This window comes from Frankia casuarinae (genome assembly GCF_000013345.1).
In the GTDB taxonomy this organism is placed as follows: domain Bacteria; phylum Actinomycetota; class Actinomycetes; order Frankiales; family Frankiaceae; genus Frankia; species Frankia casuarinae.
Genome location: NC_007777.1, coordinates 1,462,447 through 1,482,686, shown reverse-complemented (window position 1 = coordinate 1,482,686; position 20,240 = coordinate 1,462,447). Strand labels below are relative to the sequence as shown.

Sequence of the window (20,240 nt, the reverse complement as noted above, 5' to 3'; positions counted from 1 at the left end):
TCCCGCCGACCACTGTGGCCGGGGCGCCACGAGCACCAAGCACACGCCGACCGTTAGCGCGGTGTCCATAAATGTTCGCTGGGTTGGGTTAGGCGGCTTGGGTGCGGGGCGTCCCCAGCGTTGCTGGCGTTCAGAGCGGACGCGGGCGCGTTCGCGGCGTTGCGCGGCCAAGACGGGCGGGGTAGCGGGCCGTCGGCGTTGCGCCCGCGCGGGTAGGCCTGCGGTTCGCGGGCGAGCACGGTGTGGTTGGGGTGGTCGGAGCTGGCGATGACGACGGTGCGCACCGGGCCGAACTGGTCGAAGGCGAAGCAGCGGTTCGGGCAGGTGGCGGTCAGGTACTCGATCCGGTCGAGTTTCCCTCCTTGTCCGGATCGGTGAACTCCTTCCAGGTTCTCGTCCGTTGGAAGGAGATCCGGTGGTGGCCCAAGAGCTGACGCAGCCGTTCCCGGCCGACGGTGACGACCCGGTCGGGGTTGTCGCCCAGGTAGTCGGCGAGTTTACGCAGGCTCCAGTGCGTGAACGGCCGCCCCAGTTTCGTGGGACGGGTCCGGGCCACCGCGATGATGAACGCCTCGTCTTCACAGCTGATCCGGCGGGGACGGCCTCCGGCCCACCGAGGGTCCAGGCAGGCCAGACCGATCTCGTTGAACCGGTGGATCACATCCCGGACCGTGCCCTCGTCAGCGGCAACCAGCCGGGCGATCGCCGGCACCGTCGTCCCGCCGGCCGATGCCATGATGATCGTCGCCCGGCGGGCCCGGACCGAGGAGTGCGTCCCCCGCCGCACGATCGCCTGCACCTGGCGGCTTTCCTCCCCGGTCAGCCGCCGCGCCCGCACACGCTGTGCCATACGCCCACCTCCCGGCACCGGTCACACACGTCGGTACCGACAGTGCACATCCCGCCCCCGGGCAGCGCCAGCCCCACCCGGCGCCTCCCGACCCAGCAAACGTTTATGGACATCACACTGGCGATGACGACCCAGATGTCGGGTTTGACGAAGTCGAATGCGCCTTCAGGTTGAAGGAAACCAAGGAGGAAGGCATTATTAAACCCCGCGTTCGTTTCGCGTAGCCCGCTGCGTGACACGACGGCAAGCAACCCCAGCAAAACTGGGAAGGCCGGACACTGCCTCACCGACATAGGACGGGGACGGCGTAGTCCCCCACGGCACGTCCGGCCCTCCTCCACCCCCTGCACCCGCAGTACACACGGCGGGCCGCCTCGGAAACGGCCCCTTCAGGAGGATGATCCCGATGACCACCAGCACTGACAGCGCCACCGTCGCCACCCACTCACAGCCGTTACCAAACGAAGCCGAGGCGTTACCCACTCCGCCGCCCCTCAGCCCGCTGCGCGGCAACCCGGGCGTGATCGGTATCCCCACCTTCATCGCCGGGGCCGTCGGCCTCGGGCTGGTCGACACCGGGTGGCTTCCGCCCGCCGCGGCCGGCGCAGCCATACCCGTTATCATGACCGCCACCACCGTCGGTCTCCTGATCTCCGCGATCTGGGCGGCGGCGCTCGGGCAGAACGCCGCGGCCAGCCTGTTCGCAGTGTTCTTCGGGTTCTACGGCAGCTACGCCGCGTTCGTCCTCGGTCTCGGCCACAACTGGTACAACATCCCCGCCGATCAGGCCACCAGGAGCACCGAGCTGTGGCTCATCAGCTGGCTGGTCACCATCGTCCTGTTCACCGTGGCCACCCTGCGCCTGCCCAGCAGCTACACTCTGCTGCTCGGGCTCGTTGACGTCGCGCTGGTGCTGCTGCTACTCGGCACCATCAACACCAGCACCGCCCTCACCCACGCCGGCGGCTACGTCGTGTTCGCCTTCATCGCGGTCGCGGTCTACCTGTACCTCGACCTCATGTTCACCGAGACCGGCGGGAAGGGCCTGCCGCTCGGCAAGCCGGTCATCTCCGGATAGCATGCCGCGATACGATTGCCATAGATAGCCGGGCCGACGCGTACTGATGAAAATTTCTTGCACCTGCCATCAGATTCATAATCGACATTGGTGATTGCGATCCGGTTCACCGAGCAGGTAAATGGAGAGGCCGATGGGAATCGTCATCAACGTCGAAAATGGTGGCACGTTCACCGATGATTCCATCCCCGAGCCAACGGCCATAACGCCATAACACCAAAAAGAACAAAGAACAAGCGACAAAGATCAATTTCGTCTGAACGGCCAGGCAGCGCTGGCCACTGGTGGCGCCCGCGGCATCGACACCGAGCCTGCTCGGGTTCTCGCAGCTGCGGGCGCCACCGTGTGGAAACCGACATGACAGAGTCATTGAGCCTTTTCAAAGTTGGTTGTTCTAATGGCCCTCGCTAGCGAGGACGAGGACGGCCTGGGCGAAGGTGCCGACGCGGCGTGGGCAGCCGCGGAAACGGTCGAATATGTGCCAGTTCTTGAGGACCGCGAATCCTCGTTCGCCTTGTGAGCGGGTGGTGGCGTGGGTCCGGTTCAGGACTCTTGCACGAACGCGGTTTGACGGGAATAGGCGTTCCTTCCGTTTCGGGTGATCGGTGACGGTAGAGGGGTTTTGCGCTGGGCTGTGGGCACGGCTGGGCCACGTGTCGTAGGCGAAGAAGCAGGCACGCCGCTTGTAGATCACTGGGATGTCTGAAGTCCTCGTGGTCTGGAGTGCGGCGTGCCTGTGGGCGCATTGTCGCGCGATGCCGCCGGTGTGCCGGGTGCTGGCGAGGTGTCGCGTGAGGGAATCTGGGAGCGGTTGGATCGGGTGACCGATCCACGGTCGACGCGGGGGCGGGTGTATTCGTGGCTGTGCCTGGCCGCGGTGTGGCTGTGCTCGCTGACGGCTGCGGGGCACCACCGGGTGTCGGCGGTCCGGGCGTGGCTGGCGCGGACCAGCGGCGCCGAACGTGCGCGGCTGCGGCTGCCCTGGGACCCGTTCGCCGGATGGCGGCTGCCGAGCACGGCGACGATCCACTGCTTCCTTCAGGCCGTGGACGACGGTGAGCTCGCCGTGGCTCTGCTCGATCCGCCGTTGGACCCGGACCCGCCCGCCGAGCAGGGGGACGATACCGACCAGCGAACCGAACCGTCCGCTGCCCCGGTGGATCCGGGCCACGGCTGCCAGCCGGTGGAGTCGGCGGTCGCCCTCGACGGGAAGACGAGCCGGCACGCGAAGCGCGCTGACGGGTCCAAGGTGCACCTTGTCGGCGTGGCCAGCCACGGCGACGGACGGCTACTCGCCCAGGTCGAGGTCGAGGCCAAGACCAACGAGACCGCGGTGTTCCGTCGGTTACTGCGGCCGCTGGACCTGACGAACGTGCTGGTCACGGCCGATGCTCTGCACACGGTCCGCGCGAATCTCGACACGCGGTCCAGGCGATCCGTCCGCACCGCTGGCGCCGGGAGAAAGGACGGCCGGCTTCCCGGGAGAGCGTCTATGCCCTCACCAGCCTCAGCTTCGCCCAGGCCGGGGCCGCGCTGCTCGCGGCCACTGGCACATCGAAACCGGCAACAAGCAGCCCAAGACCTACCTACGCGGCCCAGGGAAGGTCCTGCGCTCCAAGCACCCCGACACCGTCTACCAGGAAATCTGGGGCTACCTGCTCACCCACCACGCGATCAGCGCCCTGAGGTGTCGGGCCGCAACCGCCGCCGGGATCGACCCCGACCGGATCAAGTTCCCGCGCACCGTAATGATCATCCGCGACCGGGTCGTCACCGACCCGGTTTTTCCCCCCTGATGACCAGCATCACCGTGTGCTGCGGCCACTCGCCGCCGACATCACCCGGCCAACGCGGCACCCAGCACAATGCGCCACCCACGATCAGGTTCACCAACCCGCTGAACCCGCAGCTCGATCGACTTAGCGTCAGTGGCATTGGGGCAAGGGTTCTAACAACAACTCTAGGGTGGAGCTGAGGGGATTCGAACCCCTGACCCTCACACTGCCAGTGTGATGCGCTACCAGACTGCGCCACAGCCCCAACTGCTATTCATTTTATATCAGACCCGAGCAAATCCGGTCTTGTACCCCACCCGGGCACCAAACCTGTCCTGATGGACTACTTCGGCAAGTGTACAGGCTCCGTGTCGGCTGCTGTCGGCGCCCCCTGGCTCGGCAGGAGCGTCTCGGTTAGCCCCGATCCGGCGGTCCCGACCTTACCAGCCAGCGGCCCCGCGTTGTGCTCGACCAGGCGGAACCCACCCTCGACGAGCCGCAGGACGGACCACCGGCAGTTGGCGAGCGGTCCGAAGTGCCACCAGAACTCCGGTGGAAGGCCGAGCACATGACCGATCAGTGACCGGGCAGTACCGCCGTGCAGGACAAACACGACGAGACCGTCCCATTCGGCCGGAAACCCCTCGGCCCGGACCTCGTCGAAGACCGTGCCGGCCCGCTCCGCCACCTGCCGGTAGGTTTCGCCACCGCCACGGGGCACGTCATCCCCGCGCCGCCAGGCCCGATCCTCCGCGGGGAAGCGTTGGGCCGCCTCGGCAGCGGTCAGCCCGGACCACGCGCCGAGATCGATCTCGCGCAGCCGCGCGTCGGAGCGGAAGGGCACGCCGAGCGCCGCCGCGGTGTCCCGGCAACGTTGCAGGTCGGACGACACGACGAGTTCCGGGCGCATCGCCTGGATGACCGGGGCCACCGCGGCGACCTGGGCACGCCCGGTGGCGTCGAGGGGCGGATCCGCGTGCCCCTGGAAGCGGCCGACGTCGTTCCAGGTGGTCCTGCCGTGCCGCCAGAGCAGCAGCCTCACCGTGGGGTCGCCGTACCGGGCCCGGCCACCCCCGAGCCCGAGCCGCCGCTCGCCGCGGTGGACCCCGAGGAGACACCGGCCCCGACCGCGACCCCGACCGCCGCGTCGACGAACGGGATCACCGGGCAGTCCTTCCAGAGCCGTTCGAGGGCATAGTAGACCCGCTCCTCGTCCCGCTGCACGTGCACCACCACGTCGACGAAGTCGAGCAGGACCCAGCGGCCCTCCCGCTCTCCCTCCCGCCGGACGGGCTTGGCTCCCAGCCGGCGCAGGTGCTCCTCGATCTCGTCGACGATACCCTTGACCTGCCGCTCGTTGCCCGCGGATGCGAGCACGAAGCAGTCGGTGATGGCCAGCCGATCGCTCACGTCGAGGATGAGCAGGTCATGGCCGAGCTTGTCGGCGGCTGCCTGCGCGGCGGCGAGGGCGAGTTCGACGGCTCGCGGGGAAGCGGTCACGCTCGGGTTCTCCAGGGTGGTGACGGGCGGGAGGCATCCGTCTTCGGCTACCTCGCGCACCGTCCGGGGCCGGACGGCTGCATCCAGCGTGACACATCGACGCGCGGGCAGGGCACTCCTCGCGTCCATGACGGGCCGAAAAATCGAGATATCGCCTGGCCCGGTGGCCCGTCCGGACGGCTCGGCGGGTCAGGAAGCACCCTGGTAGAGACGCCGCTTGGCGATGTAGCGCACGACCCCGTCTGGGGTGAGGTACCAGATCGGCGCCCGGCGGCCAACCCGTTCCCGGATGTCGGACGAGGAGATCGCCAGCGCCGGGACCTCCAGCAGGCTGACGGCGCCGGTCGGGAGGCCGGCGTCCAGCGCGAGGTGGTAACCGGGCCGGTTCACGCCGACGAAGTGGGCCAGTTCGAACAGCTCGCGGTGGTCACGCCAGGTGAAGATCTGCGCGAGCGCGTCCGCCCCCGTGATGAAGAACAGCTCGTCGTCCGGTCGCGCCGCACGCAGGTCTCGCAGGGTGTCGATGGTGTAGGTGGCGCCACCCCGGTCGATCTCGATCCGGCTGACCGTGAACTGCGGGTTCCCCGCCGTCGCGAGGAAGGTCATCAGATAGCGGTCCTCGGCGGCGGAGACTTTGCGATGGATCTTCTGCCAGGGTTGCCCGCTCGGCACGAAGACCACCTCGTCCAGATCGAACAGGGCGGCCACCTCACTGGCTGCGACGAGGTGCCCGTTGTGGACGGGGTCGAAGGTCCCACCCATGACACCGAGGCGCACGACCGGACACTAACCCCGCATCACCGCACGTGCCCGTCTGGCGCAGCCCGGCGGGAGATGTGCCACAAAGCCTCACACCCACCGGCGCCTCACACCCACCGGCGCCTCACACCCACCGGCGCCTCACGCTCATCGGTCTCACGCCCACCGCCGTGCCCGCCGCAAGCGGGCCAGTCCCGGAACGGCCCACCCGGCTAGGCTGACCACAGGCCGCAGGCCGGCCCCGTCCCCCCGCGAGGAGGCCCCGCCCATGCCGACCAGTCCGCGTGCGGGGCAACCCGCCGCCCCCGAGGATCTCGTTGACGTTGACGGCCTGCTCGCCGCCTACCACGAGATCCATCCCGATCCCGCCGATCCGACCCAGCGGGTGTCGTTCGGCACGTCCGGTCATCGTGGCTCGGCGCTGCGCGGCTCCTTCAACGCCGACCACATCCTGGCCACCACCCAGGCGATCTGCGACTACCGGAAGGAGGCAGGCGTCGACGGACCGCTGTTCGTCGGGATCGACACGCACGCACTGTCGGCGCCCGCGCTCGCGAGCGCCCTGGAGGTCCTCGCCGCGAACGGCGTCACGGTATGCATCGCCCCGGACGGCGAGGCCACCCCGACCCCGGTGATCTCGCACGCGATCCTGCGCCACAACCGCGAGCGCACGCCAAGCAACAGGACGGGCAGGACGGACACCACCGGCGCCACCGGCGCGACCGGCCCGGCGCGCGGCCTCGCCGACGGCATCGTCGTCACGCCGTCGCACAATCCGCCCGCCGACGGCGGGTTCAAGTACAACCCGACGCACGGCGGTCCGGCGGACACCGGCGTCACCAAGGTCATCCAGGATCGCGCGAACGCCCTGCTCGACGGTGGCCTCGCGGGCGTGGCCCGGGTGCCGTACCCGCAGGCGCGCGCCGCCGCCGTGGTCCACGACTACGTCGGCGCCTATGTCGCGGACCTCGGCGACGTCATCGATCTCGACGCGATCCGCGGCGCCGGGGTGCGCATCGGCGTCGACCCGCTCGGTGGGGCGAGCCTCGTGTACTGGCAGGCCGTCGCCGAGCGGTACAAGCTGGACCTCGACGTGGTGAACACCACGATCGACCCGACCTTCGCCTTCATGACGACCGACTGGGACGGCAGGATCCGGATGGATCCGTCGTCGCCGTACGCGATGGCCTCCCTGGTGCGGCTGGCCGGCTCGTTCGACGTCGCCCTCGCCAACGACGCCGACGCCGACCGGCACGGCATCGTCACCGGCACGGCCGGGCTGTTAAACCCGAACCACTACCTCTCCGCGGCCATCGCCTACCTGTTCGGCCACCGCCCGGGCTGGCCGACCGGGACGGCGATCGGCAAGACGCTGGTCAGCTCCAGCATGATCAACAGGGTCGGAGTGGGCCTCGGCCGCGACGTGGTCGAGGTGCCGGTGGGCTTCAAGTGGTTCGTGGCCGGCCTGACCGACGGGAACCTGGGCTTCGGCGGCGAGGAGAGCGCGGGCGCGTCGTTCCTGCGCCGCGACGGCGCGGTGTGGACGACCGACAAGGACGGGATCATCGCCTGCCTGCTCGCCGCCGAGATGACGGCGGTCACCGGCCGGGACCCCGGGCAGTTGTACCGGGAGCTCACCAATGTCCACGGTGCCCCGGCCTACCGGCGGGTCGACGCGCCGGCCACCCCAGCGCAGAAGAAGATCCTGGCCGCGCTCACCCCGGAGAGCCTCAGCGCGACGACGCTCGCCGGTTCGCCGGTGACCGCCGCGCTGTCGCACGCGCCGGGCAACGGCGCGGCGATCGGCGGGGTGAAGGTCGTCACTGACGACGCCTGGTTCGCCGCCCGGCCCTCCGGCACCGAGGACGTCTACAAGGTCTACGCGGAGAGCTTCCGGGGCCCCGGACATCTCGACGAGGTCATCACGGAGGCACAGTCGATCGTTGACGCCGCCCTCGCCCGCGGCTGATCCTGCCGGACCCGTCAGGACGGAAGAAGCCGCCCGATGAACGCCTGGAGCTGCTCGATGTTGCGGCACTCCACCATCTCGTCAACGAGCTCGGCGTACACGTTTGTCGCCGAGTCGCCCGAGCCCCAGTAGCTGCGCGGCTCCGGGTTGAGCCAGTAGGAGTGCCGGGCCCGCGAGCACAGTCGCCTGAAGATGGTCGCCGAGGTCGGTCGGTAGTTGTTCCGGGCGTCGCCGAGGATCAGCAACGACGTCTTGGGACCGACCGCCTCGGGGTACTTCTCGGCGAAGACCTCGATGGCATGCCCGTAGTCGCTGTGCCCGTCGAACCAGACGAGGTCCGCCTCTCCGGAGATGCGGGCCATCATGTCGCCGAGGTCGAGGCCACGCAGGTACCTGGTGACCTCGTCGGTCGTGTCGATAAAGGCGAACGCCCGGACCTTGGCGAACTGCTCGCGCAGCGCATGGGTCAGCATCAGGGTGAAATGCGCGAACGAGGCCACCGAGCCGGAGACGTCGCACAGCACGACCAGCTCGGGTTTGTGCGGCTTGTGCGGGCGGTGCCTGGTCTCCACCGGTACGCCGCCGGTGGCCAGCGATGCCCGCACCGTGCGCCGGAAGTCCAGCCGGCCGATGCGGCCGAACCGGCGCCGCGCGGTCAGCCGGGTCGCCAGCCGCCGGGCGAGCGGGTAGACCTGCCTGCGCAGCTCCACCAGGTCCCGCTGGGAGGCTCGCAGGAACTCGACCTGGTCGCTGAGCGGCTTCACCGCGGTGCGCTCGACCGCATCGAGGCCGCGTTCCTCGGCCATCCGCCGCCGCACCTCGGTGGACACCATCTCCTCGAACTCGCGGATCCGGTCGGTGATGGTCTGCCGGGCGGCCCGTTCGGCGAGTCCGCCACGTTCGGAATCTGCCAGCATCGCCGCGAGCAGATCGACGATGAGGGTCTCCGCCGACATCATCCGCAGCACCCGGTAGATGAACCACGAGCGGGCGGAGCTGCCGCGCGCCGACCCGAACGCGCTCACCGCCTGCCGGGCGAGCGCGCGCAGCGCCTCGTCGTTGCCGTCGCGCAGCGCGTCGAGCAACTGGTCGCGCAGCGCCTGACGCAGCTCCTCCAGCTGCTCGGGCGACAGCTCGCCGGGGTCGACGCCGGCGTTCGCCGCCGCGCCGTTCGCCGCCCCGGCCGGGTCGCCGTCCAGGTCGTCCAGGTCGTCCAGGTCGTCCAGCGACACCCCGTCCCCGATCCGGGGCGGGAAGTACAGGTCGAACAGAGTGTCGAAAGCCGGCCGGTACAGTGGCCGCTTGCACAGGGTCGCCGCGAATGCCGCCCGGACGGCGTCCCGCTCGGCCCAGCCCAGCGCGCCGACGGCCCTGGCGGCATCCACGGTCTCAGCGCTGCTCACCGGGACACCGGCCCGGCGCAACGCCGCGGTGAAATCGACGGTGCGGTCCAGCAGATTCATGCCGGCGCCCCCTCGTGGACGTGCGGCCGTGGCGACGGCCGTCAGCTGGCAATCGGTTCGATGAATTCGATCAGTTCGATGGGTTCGGCTCGGGCTGTTCAGTTCGCGCCGAGCTTGAGGTGACTGATGGCTCGGGCCTGGTCGCTGGCGTGCTTGAGGACGACGCCGAGGGTCGAGGCGACGGCGGCCTCGTCGAACGTGTCGAATCCGAGCGCGAGCACGGTCTGACCCCAGTCGATGGTCTCGGCGATGGAGGGCGCCTTCTTCAGTTCCATCGCCCGCAACGCGCGGACGATCCGGACCAACGATTCGGCGTGCCTCTCCGGGAGATCGGGCACCCGGGAGAGCACGATCTCCTTCTCCCGCTCGGCCGAGGGATAGTCCAGGTTGAGGTAGAGGCAGCGCCGCTTGAGCGCCTCGGACAGCTCCCGCGTCGCGTTGGAGGTCAGGATGACGAAGGGACGGCGGGTGGCGCTGATGGTACCGAGCTCCGGAATCGTCACCTGGAAGTCGGACAGCACCTCCAGCAGCAGGCCTTCCACCTCGACGTCGGCCTTGTCGGTCTCGTCGACGAGCAGCACCGTCGGCTGCTGGCGGCGGATCGCCGTCAGCAGCGGCCGGGAGAGCAGGAACTCCTCGCTGAAGATGTCGTCGTGGGCCTGCTGCCAACCCTCGGCGCCGCCGTCTCCCGATCCGGCCTGAATGCGCAGCAGTTGCTTCTTGTAGTTCCATTCGTACAGTGCGCGAGCTTCATCAAGCCCTTCGTAGCACTGCAGCCGAATGAGCTCGGCGCCAACCGCGGTCGCCAGCGCCTTCGCGAGCTCGGTTTTACCGACACCCGCGGGCCCCTCCACAAGCAGCGGTTTACGCAGCCGATCCGCGAGGAAGACCGTGGTGGCAATCGCCTCGTCCGCGAGGTATCCGGTCACGCGAAGCCGTTCCCGCACATCAGCGACGTCGGCGAAAGCGTGTTCCTGCAGCGACATGGCCACCTTCCGTCCGTCCCCGTGTCAGGCATCGCCACGTCCATACTGCCAGGCTGGCGCCGCAGACGAGTGACTACGCCTTGCGCGCCACCGTCCGCCGGGTGGATATCCACGGGCTGCTCATCGACCTGTTCGCCGCCGGTTCACCCGAGGATTCTCCCGAGGTGTTCGCCCAGGTGTTCGCCGGTTCAGTCGATCCGCTCGTAGGCGGGAAGAGTAAGGAACTCGACGAAGGTCTCGCCGAGCGCCGTCTCCTCGAACACCGCCGCCGCGTCCTTCCAGCGACCGTTGTCGAAGGCGGCGGCGCCGATGGAGAGCCGGATCTGGTCCAGCACCTCCGCCAGAGCGGTCCGGACCAGATCGGCCGTGACCGGACGGCCGTCGTCGAGCACGACCCCGGCGGCTATCCACTGGAAAATCTGACTACGGGAGATCTCAGCGGTGGCGGCGTCCTCCATCAGGTTGTCGATGCCGACCGCCCCGATCCCGCGCAGCCAGCTCTCCAGGTAGCGCACCCCGACGCTGATGTTCCCGCGGACCCCGGCCGCGGTGACGGAACCCGGAGTGTCGCGCACCGCCAGCAGGTCGCCGGCGCCGACCTTGACGTCGTCACGCAACCGGGTGAGCTGGTTCGGCTCGTCGCCGAGCACCGCATCGAAGACCTCGGTGCACACCGGCACCAGGTCAGGGTGCGCCACCCAGCTCCCGTCGAACCCGTCCGCGGACTCCCGCTCCTTGTCGGCGCGCACCTTCGCCAGGGCCGCGGCGTTGATCTCGGGGTCGCGCCGCGACGGGATGAACGCCGCCATCCCGCCGATCGCGTGCGCGCCGCGGCGATGACAGGTGGAGACCAGCAGCTCGGTGTAGGCGCGCAGAAACGGCACCGTCATCGTCACGCCGTTGCGGTCGGGCAGCAGGAACTCAGTCGGCCGGGACGCGAACGTCTTGATGGTGGAGAACATGTAGTCCCAGCGGCCAGCGTTGAGTCCGGCGGAATGCTCCCGCAGCTCGTAGAGGATCTCCTCCATCTCGAAGGCGGCGGGCAGCGTCTCGATGAGAACGGTCGCCCGGATGGTGCCGACGGGCAGGCCGAGCTCGGCCTGCGCCGCGGTGAACACGTCGTTCCACAGCCGGGCCTCGAGATGACTCTCCAGCTTCGGCAGGTAGAAGTACGGCGCCACGCCCGTAGCCCGCAGGGCGTGCGCGTTGCGGACCAGGTACATTCCGGCGTCGAAGAGCGCGGCGACGATCGGCTCCCCGTCGACGGTGACGTGCCGCTCCGGCAGGTGCCAGCCGCGCGGGCGCACCACGAGCGTCGCCGTGGACTCGTCGAGCTCGTAACGACGGCCGTCGGGCGAGGTGAAGGCGAGCGTGCCGGCGACGGCCTCACTCAGGTTGTGCTGTCCGACGACCATGTTCGACCAGGTCGGCACGTTGGCGTCCTCGAGGTCCGCCATGAAGACCCGGGCACCGCTGTTGAGCGCGTTGATGAGCATCTTGGCGTCGGTCGGGCCGGTGATCTCGGCCCGACGGTCGACCAGCCCCGGCGCCGGCGACGCGACCCGCCAGTTCCCGGCCCGGATGTCGGCGGTCTGCGGCAGGAAATCCAGGGTGGCCCCGGCTGCGATCGCGGCGCGGCGGGCGGCCCGGGCGGCGAGCAGTTCGGCACGCCGGCCGGCGAACGTGCGGTGCAACCCGGCGACGAAGGCCAGCGCGTTGTCGGAGAGCACCGCGTCGACCTGCTCCGCGGTGAGCCCCGGCACGGTCCGCACCGCGGACACCCCGTGCACCGTCACCCCGTCCAACGAGCCCATACCTATTCCCTTCCCGGTTCCGTTGCGTCCCGGACGGCCCGATCCGGCGGGCCCGGTGACCCGGGCCTCAGGTGACCCGGGCCTCAGGTGACCCGGGCCTCAGGTGACCAGATGCCCGTCGCCGACGCCGACCCACGTCGTCGAGGTCAGCTCGGGCAGCCCCATCGGGCCGCGGGCGTGCAGCTTCTGGGTCGAGATGCCGATCTCGGCGCCCATCCCGAACCGCTCCCCGTCGGTGAAACGGGTCGAGGCGTTCACCATGACGGCCGCGCTGTCGCAGGTCGTGATGAACCGCCGCGACGCCGGCAGGGACCGCGTGACGATCGCCTCGGTGTGCCCGCTGCCCCAGCGCCGGATGTGCGCGACCGCGTCGTCGAGGGAGTCGACGACGGCGACGGCCATATCCAACGACAGGTACTCGGCCGCCCAGTCGTCGTCGGTGGCGGGCAGCACCCGAGGATCGACGGCGCACACCGTCTCGTCGCCGTGCACGGTGACCCCGGCATCGTGCAGAGCGGCCAGCACCCGGGGCAGGAACTCCCCGGCCACGCCGGCGTGCACGAGCAGGGTCTCCGCCGAGTTGCACACCGAGACCCGCTGGGTCTTCGCGTTGACGGTGATCGCGAGCGCCTGGTCGAGGTCGGCCTCGGCGTCCACATACACGTGGCAGTTGCCGACCCCGGTCTCGATGACGGGCACCGTCGACTCCTCGACGACCGCCCGGATCAGACCCGCGCCACCCCGCGGGATGAGCACGTCGACGAGCCCGCGCAGCCGCATCAGGTGCTTGACCGCATCGTGGTCCATCCCGGGGACGAGCTGCACCGCGTCCGCCGGCAGGCCGCTCGCGACGGCGGCGCCGCGCAGCACCGCCACCAGCGCGGTGTTGGAACGTACCGCGGAGGCGCTCCCGCGCAGCAACGCGGCGTTGCCGCTCTTGAGACACAGGCCCGCGGCGTCCACCGTGACGTTCGGCCGGGCCTCATAGATGATCCCGACGACACCGAGGGGGACCCGGATCTGGCGCAGCTCCATCCCGTTCGGCAACACCCGGCCGCGCACGACCTCGCCGACCGGGTCCTCCAACGCCGCGACCTGACGCAGGCCGTCGGCCATGCCGGCGAGCCGGGCCGGGGTGAGGGTGAGCCGATCGACCATCGCCCCGGCGGTGCCCGCCGCCCGCGCGGCGGCGAGGTCCTCGGCGTTCGCGGCGAGAATCTCAGCGGAACGGGCGATCAACGCGTCGGCCATGGCGAGCAGCGCGCGGTCCTTCTCGGCGCGGCTGCGCGGCGCCAGCAGGGCCGCCGCCGCCTTGGCACGGACGGCGCTGCCTCGGACATCCTCCGCAGAGGTGCTCATCTCGGGTCCTCCGTTAGGCGGGCGCCGCGGCGCTGCCCGCCGCTACGAGGCTACCGGTGGCTCGGCGGTCGTGCCGTTCATCGCTCCTCACCCGCATCCGTCACCTACACCCGCATCCGTCACCTGCTCATCCCTGCATCCGCGACCTACTCATCTCCTTATCCCGTTATCCAGCTCATCTCCTTATCCCGTTATCCAGATCCGCGATCCGCCAGGTCCGCGACAGGCAGGGACCCGGAACGGTGATAACCGGAACAGCCAGAAAGGCGCGCAGTTCGGACCCCCATGACGATCATCTCGACGGGATTGCCTACCGTGCTCGCATGCGTGCGCTGCACACGTCCGACTGGCATCTCGGGCGTGGCCTGTACGGTCACGACCTGATGCCGGCCCAGGCGGCCTTCGTCGATCATCTCGTCGACGTCGTCCGTTCCGAGGGCGTTGACGTCGTGCTCATCGCCGGCGACGTGCACGATCGGGCGATCCCGCCGGTGGGCGCGCTGGAGCTCTTCGACGAGGCGCTCTCCCGACTGCGCGATGCCGGCGCCCGGGTCGTGGTGATCAGTGGCAACCACGACGCGGCCCGCCGGCTCGGCGACAAGGCCGGCCTGCTCGACCCCCGCGTCCGCATCCGGACGGATCCGGCCGCGGTCGGGGATCCGGTCGTCGTCGAGGATCCCGCCGGGGCGGTCCGGGTGTACGCGATCCCCTACCTGGAGCCGTCGGCGGCGAACTCCCAGCTTCCCGAACCGGCGCAGGCGCCATCTGGCTCGGACGTCCCGGCCGCCGGGATCCCCGCCGCGACGATGCACCGGGCGATGCACGCGGTGCGGGCCGACCTCGCACGGTATCCGGATGCCCGGTCCGTCGTGGTGGCGCACGCCTGGGTCACCGGCGGGGCGGCGAGCGAGAGCGAACGCGACATCAGCGTCGGCGGGGTGGGCAATGTGCCGGCCCGGTTGTTCGAGGGGATCACCTATACCGCGCTCGGCCATCTGCACCGGCCACAGGCGATCGCCCCGTCCGTCCGCTACAGCGGATCGCCACTGGCCTACTCCTTCTCGGAGTCCGGCGACGCGAAAGCGTCGCTGCTCGTCGAGATCGGTCCGACCGGGCTGGGGAACGTGACCCGCATCGGCGTTCCCGCCCGGCGGCGGATGACCCTGCTGCGCGGCAGTCTTGCCGACCTCCTCACCGACCCCGCCCATGCCCCGCACGAGGCCGACTTCGTCTCCGCCGTGCTGACCGACCCCGTCCGCCCCATGGACGCCATGGCCCGGTTGCAGCACCGGTTCCCCTTCGCCCTACGACTCGCGCACGAACCGGAGACGGAACCAGACGAGATACTCAGCTTCGGCCGGCGGACCCGGGGACGCTCGGAGCTGGAGATCGCCGAGGCCTTCGTCGCCCATGTACGCAGCGCTCCCTCGGCTCGGGAACGTGCTCTGCTCGCCGAAGCCCTCGGCGCCGCCCGCCGGGCCGAGGAGGAAGTCGCCTGATGCGTCCCCACCACCTGACCCTGGCGGCGTTCGGCGCCTTCCCCGGCACCGTCGAGATCGATTTCGACGTCCTCGGCAGCGGCGGCCTGCTCCTGCTCTGCGGGGAGACCGGGGGCGGCAAGACGACGCTGCTCGACGCGGTCGGGTTCGCGCTGTTCGGCCGGGTGCCGGGGATGCGCGGGGAGGTCTCCGGGCCGCCGGACCTGCGCTCGCACCACGCCGCGGCATCCCTACGGCCGGAGGTGACGCTGGAGTTCACTGTGGCGGCGGGACGTTTCCGGATCACCCGCGGCCCCGCCTGGGACAAGCCGAAACGCGGCGGCGGGACGACCCGCGCCCATCCGACGGCGCGGCTGGAACGGTTCGACGGCGCCGGCGGCTGGGAGACGGTCGCCACCCGCATGGAGGACGTCGGCCATGAGATCGACCTGCTCGTCGGCATGAGCGACAAGCAGTTCTTCCAGGTCATCATGCTCCCGCAGGGACGCTTCGCCGACTTCCTCCAAGCCGACCACGGTGCGCGCGAGAAGCTCCTGAAGCGGCTGTTCCACGTCAACCGCTTCGAATACGCCGAGCAGTGGCTGCTGGACCAGGCAAAGATCGCCGCCGAACGGCTGGCGCTGGCCCGCGCCGAGCTCGACCGGGTGACCGCCCGGGTCTCGCAGGTGGCGGCCGTCGACGAGCCGGAGGATCCGACGGCTGACGCCGGCTGGGCCTCGGACCTCGCCAGGACCGCCGCGGCGGCGGCCATCTCGGCCGACGAGGCGGCCGGCGCGGCGGCAGCGCGGCGCACCGCGGCCGAGGAGGCCTTGGACCAGGCACGCGACCTCGCCCGACGCGTCGGGCAGCGCCGGGTACTGGCCGCCCGGCAGGAGGAGCTCGCGGCACAGGCGCCCCGGATCGAGCTGCTCGCCACCGAGCTGGACGCGGCCCGCCGGGCCGCCGTCGTCGCACCCGCCCTGGGCGAGGTCCACCGCCGCGCCGCCGAGGTCCACCGGGCCGAGGCCGCCGAACGCGACGCCCGGGACCGGCTCGGACGCCATCCATCCGGGCTCCTTCCCGGGGAACCCGCCCCCTCGGGACCGCTGCCCGAGGAGGGCACCGGGAGGCCTGCCGAGGCACCTGCCGAAGCACCTGCCGAGGAACTCGCCCGCCTGGCCCGCCTCGCCCACACCGAGACCGGGCGACTGGGAACGTTGGCCGACACCCTCGCCGCCGCCGAGCGGGACGCCGAGGAGGCCGCCGGGGCCGACCAGGATACGGCCGCCTACACCCGGTCCGCCGCCGAACTCGCCGAGGCGATCAGCGTCACGCTGCCCCGCGCCCGCGTCGCGGCCGAGGCCCGGGTGGAGGTCGCCCGGCGGGCCGGCGCCGCTCTGCCCGGCCTGGTCGAACGGGCCCGGTGGGCCAAGGAGCTGGCCTCCGCCGTCCGGGAGGGGCGGCAGGTGCGGACCGTGGCCGACGAGGCCGAACGAGACGCATCCGCGGCCCGGACCCACGCATCCGACCTCCGGCAGCAGCGATTCGACGCCATCACCGCCGAACTCGCCGCCGCGCTTGTCCATGACACGCCCTGTCCGGTCTGCGGGGCCCTGGAGCATCCCGACCCGGCCGAGACCCGGGCCGACCATGTGAGCAAGGACGCCGAGACCGCGGCCGGGCAGGAGGCGGACCGGCTCGCCGACGCCGCGACGAGGGCGAGCCGGGCGGTGGCCCACTGGGAGTCCCGGGTCCGGGCGCTGCACGCCGACCTGGTCGGCCCAACGGACCCGGACCACAGCGCGAACCCGGACCACAGCGCGAACCCGGACCACAGCGCGAACCCGGACCACAGCGCGAACCCGGACGACCGCGTCGAGGCGGCCTTCGCCGAGATCCGCGCGCTTCCGGTCGCGACGCTGCTGGGCGGCTCCGGGGCGCCGGTCGCGGATCGGCTCGATGAACTCGCCGCCGTGCTGACCCACGCGGTCCGCGCCCGGACCCGGACGGCGAAGAAGCTCGCCGCGGCGGAGGCCGCGTTGCGCGAGGTCCACGAGAACGAGAAGGAGACCGCGGCCCGCCATTCCGCCGCACGGACCGCGGCGCAGGCGGCCCGGGAACGCGCGGCGGACGCCCGGGACCGCGCCGCCCGACGGCTCGCCGGCGTTCCGGCGGAGCTATGCGACCCCGACGCCCTGGCCGCGCGCCGCCGTGCCGTCACCGCCCTCGCCGCCGATCACGAGGCCGCGCAGGCCGCGGCCCTGGCTGCCGAGCAGGCCCGGGCCGAACACATCCGCGCCGGGACGGCCGCCCTCGACCAGGCGCGGCAGGCGGGGTTCTCCGACCTGGACGACGCCGCCGAGGCCGTGCGGGACTCCGACTGGATGCGCCGCGCCGCGGACGAGGCCCGGGCCCATCGGGACGAGCTCGTCGCCGTCGGGGCCAGGCTGGCGGGCGAGGATCTCGCCGTCGATCCGGACACCGAGGTCCCGCTGGCCGACCACGAGACGGCCGTGACCGACGCCCGCGAGGTCCACGAGAGCGCGCTCGCCACGGCCGCACGCGCCCGGGAACGGGCCGAACGGCTGGCCTCGCTGGTCACGGAGTTCACCGAGAAGCTCACTACCCTGGATCCGCTGCGGGAGGCGGCGGACGAGCTGCGGGGCCTCGCCGATCTGGCCGCCGGGCGGGGTGCCAACACCGAGCGCATGCCGCTGTCCAGCTTCGTGCTGGCGGCTCGGTTGGAAGAGGTGGCCGCCGCCGCCAGCCATCGGCTCGCGGCGATGAGCAGCGGTCGGTTCACCCTGGTGCACGACGCGGGGGAAAGCCGCGACAAGCGTCGGCGCGCCGGCCTCGGGCTGCTGGTCGACGACGCCTGGACCGGCCGGCGGCGCGACACCGCCACCCTGTCCGGCGGGGAGACCTTCCAGGCGGCGCTGTCACTGGCCCTCGGGCTCGCCGACGTCGTGACGGCCGAGGCGGGAGGCCGGCGGATGGACGCGCTGTTCATCGACGAGGGTTTCGGCACGCTCGACCCGGACAGCCTCGACGAGGTGATGACCGTTCTCGACGAACTGCGTTCCGGCGGCCGGCTCGTCGGCGTCGTCAGCCATGTCACCGAGCTGCGCCAGCGCATCCCGAACCAAATCCGGGTCGTCAAAGGGGTCGGCGGCAGCCGGGTCGAGACCACGTCCTGACCCGGACGCACCACTGACCCGGGCACACCACTACTCGGCTGGCCTAGCCGGGAAAACCGCCCCCAGGCCAGGACCCGGGATCGGAAATGGCCGCCACCGGATTCCGGTGGCGGCCATTTCGGCATTGCCGAGCGGACCAGGGATCAGATCATTTCATCGAGTCTTCAACGGAGATGTCCGGTTACGAGAACAAGTTTATGGTGACCGACTTTCCACTGAACGGTCTCTGGAGGGGGAAGGTACGGCTGTAGTTGTCAGAGCTGTCGGAACACTGGACGCTGAAGGTGGCGCTCGTGCCGGCCACCGGAACCTGCTGGAGGCTCAGGCTGTAGAAGCCGCCGGCGCCGACGCCGGACGAGTCGAACTCGCCGGCCGTCGTGCGGACCGCCACGCCCGCCGCGGCGCTGGCCGGGCACCTGGCGACGCCGCCGATCAAGACATTCGAACTGTTCAAATCCGCGCTCGCGGGAAGGGCCGATGCCAGCGTCAGCGCGCCGGCGGCTCCGGCCGAGGCGAGGAGACCCACGGTCCTACGCATTCTCATGACGAAATAACCTCTCTCAACAGATTCGACCTCTTGCCCGCCGAGGGAAGGTTACCCGACTCCGGAAGCGCTATTCGCCGCCGTCGCTATTTTTTGCGCCGAGACCCCTTCAGTTTTATCGGCGGCTTTCCGGGTAGCCGGGGTGAAATGCCGGGAAAGAACTGTTGACGGGCTCTCTCGAATTCCGGGCCACGAGGCGCGATAGACGCCGGTTTCCACTGGAATATCGTCGTCAAAGCCATCCCCAATCCGATATGTCTAATTATATGGATAGCTATCTGGACGGTCTTGTCCCGGGCCGGCGCGCCTGGCTGTCACCTCAGCCCGGGTCGGGTGAGTAGCCGGCCGGGTCAGCGGGCCGGCAGCAGCAGCACGAGGTCGTCGCGGTGGACGATCTCACGTTCGTACGACGGTCCGAGTTCCATGGCGAGGTCGGCCGTCGAACGCCCGAGCATCACGGGCAGCTCCGCCGCGTCGAAGGCGACGAGCCCCCGCGCCACGGACCGCCCGTCGGGGTCGACCAGGTCCACCGGGTCCCCGGCGGCGAAGTCCCCCTCCACGCCGGTTATCCCGGCGGGCAGCAGCGACGCCCGCCGCCGTACCACCGCGGCCACCGCCCCGGAGTCCAAGTGCAGCCGGCCCTCGGGTGCGGTCGCGTGCGCCAGCCAGAGCAGGCGGGAGGCCCGACGCGACCCGGTGGGGTGGAAGACGGTGCCGACCTCCTCCCCCCGCAGCACCGGTGCGGCGTTCGCGGCCGAGGTGATGATCGCCGTGACGCCGCCGGAAGCCGCCATCCGGGCCGCCTCGATCTTGGTAGCCATCCCGCCGACCCCGACACCGGCGGTGCCCGTGCCCCGGGCGGTCAGCCCGTCCAGGTCGGTATCCGAACGCACCTCGCGCACCATGGTCGCCGGGCCCAGCCTGGGGTTGGCGTCGTACAGGCCGTCCACGTCGGACAGAAGCACCAGCAGATCCGCCGACACGAGATGGGCGACAATCGCGGCGAGCCGGTCGTTGTCGCCGACCCGGATCTCCTGGGTGGCCACCGCGTCGTTCTCGTTGATGATCGGGATGACGTCGAGCTCAAGCAGCCGGTCGAGCGCGGTCCGGGCGTTACGGTAGTGGGTGCGGCGGATCACATCGGTCGCCGTCAGCAGCACCTGGCCGACCTGGTGACCGGCCCGTCCGAACGCCGCCGCGTAGCTGTGTACGAGCGAGCTCTGGCCGACGCTCGCCGCCGCCTGCTGGGTGGCGAGGTCACGCGGCCGCCGGGCCAGGCCGAGCGGGGCGAGACCCGCGGCGATGGCCCCGGAGGACACCAGCACCAGTTGTTGTCCGGCCCGGGGCAGCACCGCGGCCACCAGCGCCTCAAGCCGGTCGACGTCCAGACCGCCGGCGGCCGTCGTCAGCGAGGACGAACCGACCTTGACGACGACCCGGCGCGCGTCGGTCACGAACGGACGCACGC

14 protein-coding genes, 1 tRNA gene and 2 pseudogenes are annotated in these 20,240 nt (G+C 70.7%); 6 read left to right on the top strand and 11 right to left on the bottom strand.

Annotated elements, in window-relative coordinates:
* Nucleotides 1-96: 96 nt before the first annotated feature.
* A pseudogene (locus FRANCCI3_RS06205) lies at nucleotides 97-850 on the bottom strand (helix-turn-helix domain-containing protein); the annotation flags it as partial.
* 406 nt (nucleotides 851-1,256) lie between these two features.
* On the opposite strand from FRANCCI3_RS06205, the gene FRANCCI3_RS06200 reads away from it, so the two are divergent.
* From FRANCCI3_RS06200 to FRANCCI3_RS27850, 3 genes and pseudogenes are all read left to right on the top strand, one after another.
* On the top strand, nucleotides 1,257-1,928 hold the full coding sequence (locus FRANCCI3_RS06200) for a GPR1/FUN34/YaaH family transporter (protein WP_011435680.1): 672 nt from the start codon (nucleotides 1,257-1,259) through the stop codon (nucleotides 1,926-1,928).
* Between the two features lie 730 nt (nucleotides 1,929-2,658).
* Nucleotides 2,659-2,946: pseudogene (locus FRANCCI3_RS28680) on the top strand (transposase family protein); the annotation flags it as partial.
* Between the two features lie 370 nt (nucleotides 2,947-3,316).
* Nucleotides 3,317-3,724, top strand: coding sequence for a hypothetical protein (locus tag FRANCCI3_RS27850; RefSeq protein WP_035730048.1), 408 nt, complete (start codon nucleotides 3,317-3,319; stop codon nucleotides 3,722-3,724).
* Nucleotides 3,725-3,894: 170 nt separating this feature from the next.
* Here the strand turns inward: FRANCCI3_RS27850 and FRANCCI3_RS06190 are convergent.
* From FRANCCI3_RS06190 to nadD, 4 genes are all read right to left on the bottom strand, one after another.
* Nucleotides 3,895-3,968 (bottom strand) — tRNA-Ala (locus FRANCCI3_RS06190).
* Nucleotides 3,969-4,046: 78 nt separating this feature from the next.
* The gene (locus tag FRANCCI3_RS06185; protein WP_011435678.1) at nucleotides 4,047-4,745 is read right to left on the bottom strand and encodes a histidine phosphatase family protein; all 699 of its coding nucleotides are present in this window, start codon (nucleotides 4,743-4,745) and stop codon (nucleotides 4,047-4,049) included.
* Entirely contained in the window at nucleotides 4,742-5,203 is a 462-nt protein-coding gene (rsfS, locus tag FRANCCI3_RS06180; protein WP_035730177.1) for a ribosome silencing factor, read from the bottom strand. Before rsfS ends, FRANCCI3_RS06185 begins: the two co-directional genes overlap by 4 nt.
* Nucleotides 5,204-5,392: 189 nt before the next feature.
* Nucleotides 5,393-5,980 carry a nicotinate-nucleotide adenylyltransferase gene (nadD, locus tag FRANCCI3_RS06175; RefSeq protein WP_011435676.1) on the bottom strand — a complete coding sequence of 196 codons (588 nt, stop codon included), beginning with the start codon at nucleotides 5,978-5,980 and terminating at the stop codon, nucleotides 5,393-5,395.
* A 250-nt stretch (nucleotides 5,981-6,230) separates the two neighbouring features.
* On the opposite strand from nadD, the gene pgm reads away from it, so the two are divergent.
* On the top strand, nucleotides 6,231-7,931 hold the full coding sequence (gene pgm, locus FRANCCI3_RS06170; RefSeq protein WP_011435675.1) for a phosphoglucomutase (alpha-D-glucose-1,6-bisphosphate-dependent): 1,701 nt from the start codon (nucleotides 6,231-6,233) through the stop codon (nucleotides 7,929-7,931).
* 14 nt (nucleotides 7,932-7,945) lie between these two features.
* Here the strand turns inward: pgm and FRANCCI3_RS06165 are convergent, their stop codons facing one another.
* The 4 genes from FRANCCI3_RS06165 to FRANCCI3_RS06150 form a co-directional block, all read right to left on the bottom strand.
* Nucleotides 7,946-9,394 (bottom strand): vWA domain-containing protein, encoded by a 1,449-nt coding sequence (locus FRANCCI3_RS06165; protein ID WP_011435674.1) that lies wholly within the window; start codon nucleotides 9,392-9,394, stop codon nucleotides 7,946-7,948.
* 98 nt (nucleotides 9,395-9,492) lie between these two features.
* Entirely contained in the window at nucleotides 9,493-10,380 is an 888-nt protein-coding gene (locus tag FRANCCI3_RS06160; RefSeq protein WP_023840545.1) for an AAA family ATPase, read from the bottom strand.
* 188 nt (nucleotides 10,381-10,568) lie between these two features.
* Nucleotides 10,569-12,194 (bottom strand): malate synthase A, encoded by a 1,626-nt coding sequence (aceB, locus tag FRANCCI3_RS06155; protein WP_011435672.1) that lies wholly within the window; start codon nucleotides 12,192-12,194, stop codon nucleotides 10,569-10,571.
* Nucleotides 12,195-12,293: 99 nt separating this feature from the next.
* The gene (locus FRANCCI3_RS06150; RefSeq protein WP_011435671.1) at nucleotides 12,294-13,553 is read right to left on the bottom strand and encodes a glutamate-5-semialdehyde dehydrogenase; all 1,260 of its coding nucleotides are present in this window, start codon (nucleotides 13,551-13,553) and stop codon (nucleotides 12,294-12,296) included.
* A 323-nt stretch (nucleotides 13,554-13,876) separates the two neighbouring features.
* Between FRANCCI3_RS06150 and FRANCCI3_RS06145 the strand changes: the two genes are divergently transcribed.
* Entirely contained in the window at nucleotides 13,877-15,052 is a 1,176-nt protein-coding gene (locus FRANCCI3_RS06145) for an exonuclease SbcCD subunit D (RefSeq protein ID WP_035941345.1), read from the top strand.
* Nucleotides 15,052-18,228: an AAA family ATPase gene (locus FRANCCI3_RS06140; protein WP_011435669.1), complete on the top strand. Its 3,177-nt coding sequence runs from the start codon at nucleotides 15,052-15,054 to the stop codon at nucleotides 18,226-18,228. Before FRANCCI3_RS06145 ends, FRANCCI3_RS06140 begins: the two co-directional genes overlap by 1 nt.
* A gap of 181 nt (nucleotides 18,229-18,409) precedes the next feature.
* Here FRANCCI3_RS06140 and FRANCCI3_RS06135 read toward each other — a convergent pair whose 3' ends face one another.
* Both FRANCCI3_RS06135 and proB read right to left on the bottom strand, forming a co-directional pair.
* Nucleotides 18,410-18,754, bottom strand: coding sequence for a hypothetical protein (locus FRANCCI3_RS06135; RefSeq protein ID WP_235608845.1), 345 nt, complete (start codon nucleotides 18,752-18,754; stop codon nucleotides 18,410-18,412).
* 368 nt (nucleotides 18,755-19,122) lie between these two features.
* Nucleotides 19,123-20,238, bottom strand: coding sequence for a glutamate 5-kinase (gene proB, locus FRANCCI3_RS06130; RefSeq protein WP_011435667.1), 1,116 nt, complete (start codon nucleotides 20,236-20,238; stop codon nucleotides 19,123-19,125).
* Nucleotides 20,239-20,240: the final 2 nt, after the last annotated feature.

Bases quoted from the DNA above. Each gene is read 5' to 3' on its own strand.
- FRANCCI3_RS06140 (WP_011435669.1), top strand. From the start codon at position 15,052: ATGCGTCCCCACCACCTGACCCTGGCGGCGTTCGGCGCCTTCCCCGGC.
- FRANCCI3_RS06200 (WP_011435680.1), top strand. From the start codon at position 1,257: ATGACCACCAGCACTGACAGCGCCACCGTCGCCACCCACTCACAGCCG.
- FRANCCI3_RS06145 (WP_035941345.1), top strand. From the start codon at position 13,877: ATGCGTGCGCTGCACACGTCCGACTGGCATCTCGGGCGTGGCCTGTAC.
- FRANCCI3_RS06160 (WP_023840545.1), bottom strand. From the start codon at position 10,380: ATGTCGCTGCAGGAACACGCTTTCGCCGACGTCGCTGATGTGCGGGAA.
- aceB (WP_011435672.1), bottom strand. From the start codon at position 12,194: ATGGGCTCGTTGGACGGGGTGACGGTGCACGGGGTGTCCGCGGTGCGG.
- FRANCCI3_RS27850 (WP_035730048.1), top strand. From the start codon at position 3,317: ATGCTCTGCACACGGTCCGCGCGAATCTCGACACGCGGTCCAGGCGAT.
- FRANCCI3_RS06150 (WP_011435671.1), bottom strand. From the start codon at position 13,553: ATGAGCACCTCTGCGGAGGATGTCCGAGGCAGCGCCGTCCGTGCCAAG.
- pgm (WP_011435675.1), top strand. From the start codon at position 6,231: ATGCCGACCAGTCCGCGTGCGGGGCAACCCGCCGCCCCCGAGGATCTC.
- FRANCCI3_RS06165 (WP_011435674.1), bottom strand. From the start codon at position 9,394: ATGAATCTGCTGGACCGCACCGTCGATTTCACCGCGGCGTTGCGCCGG.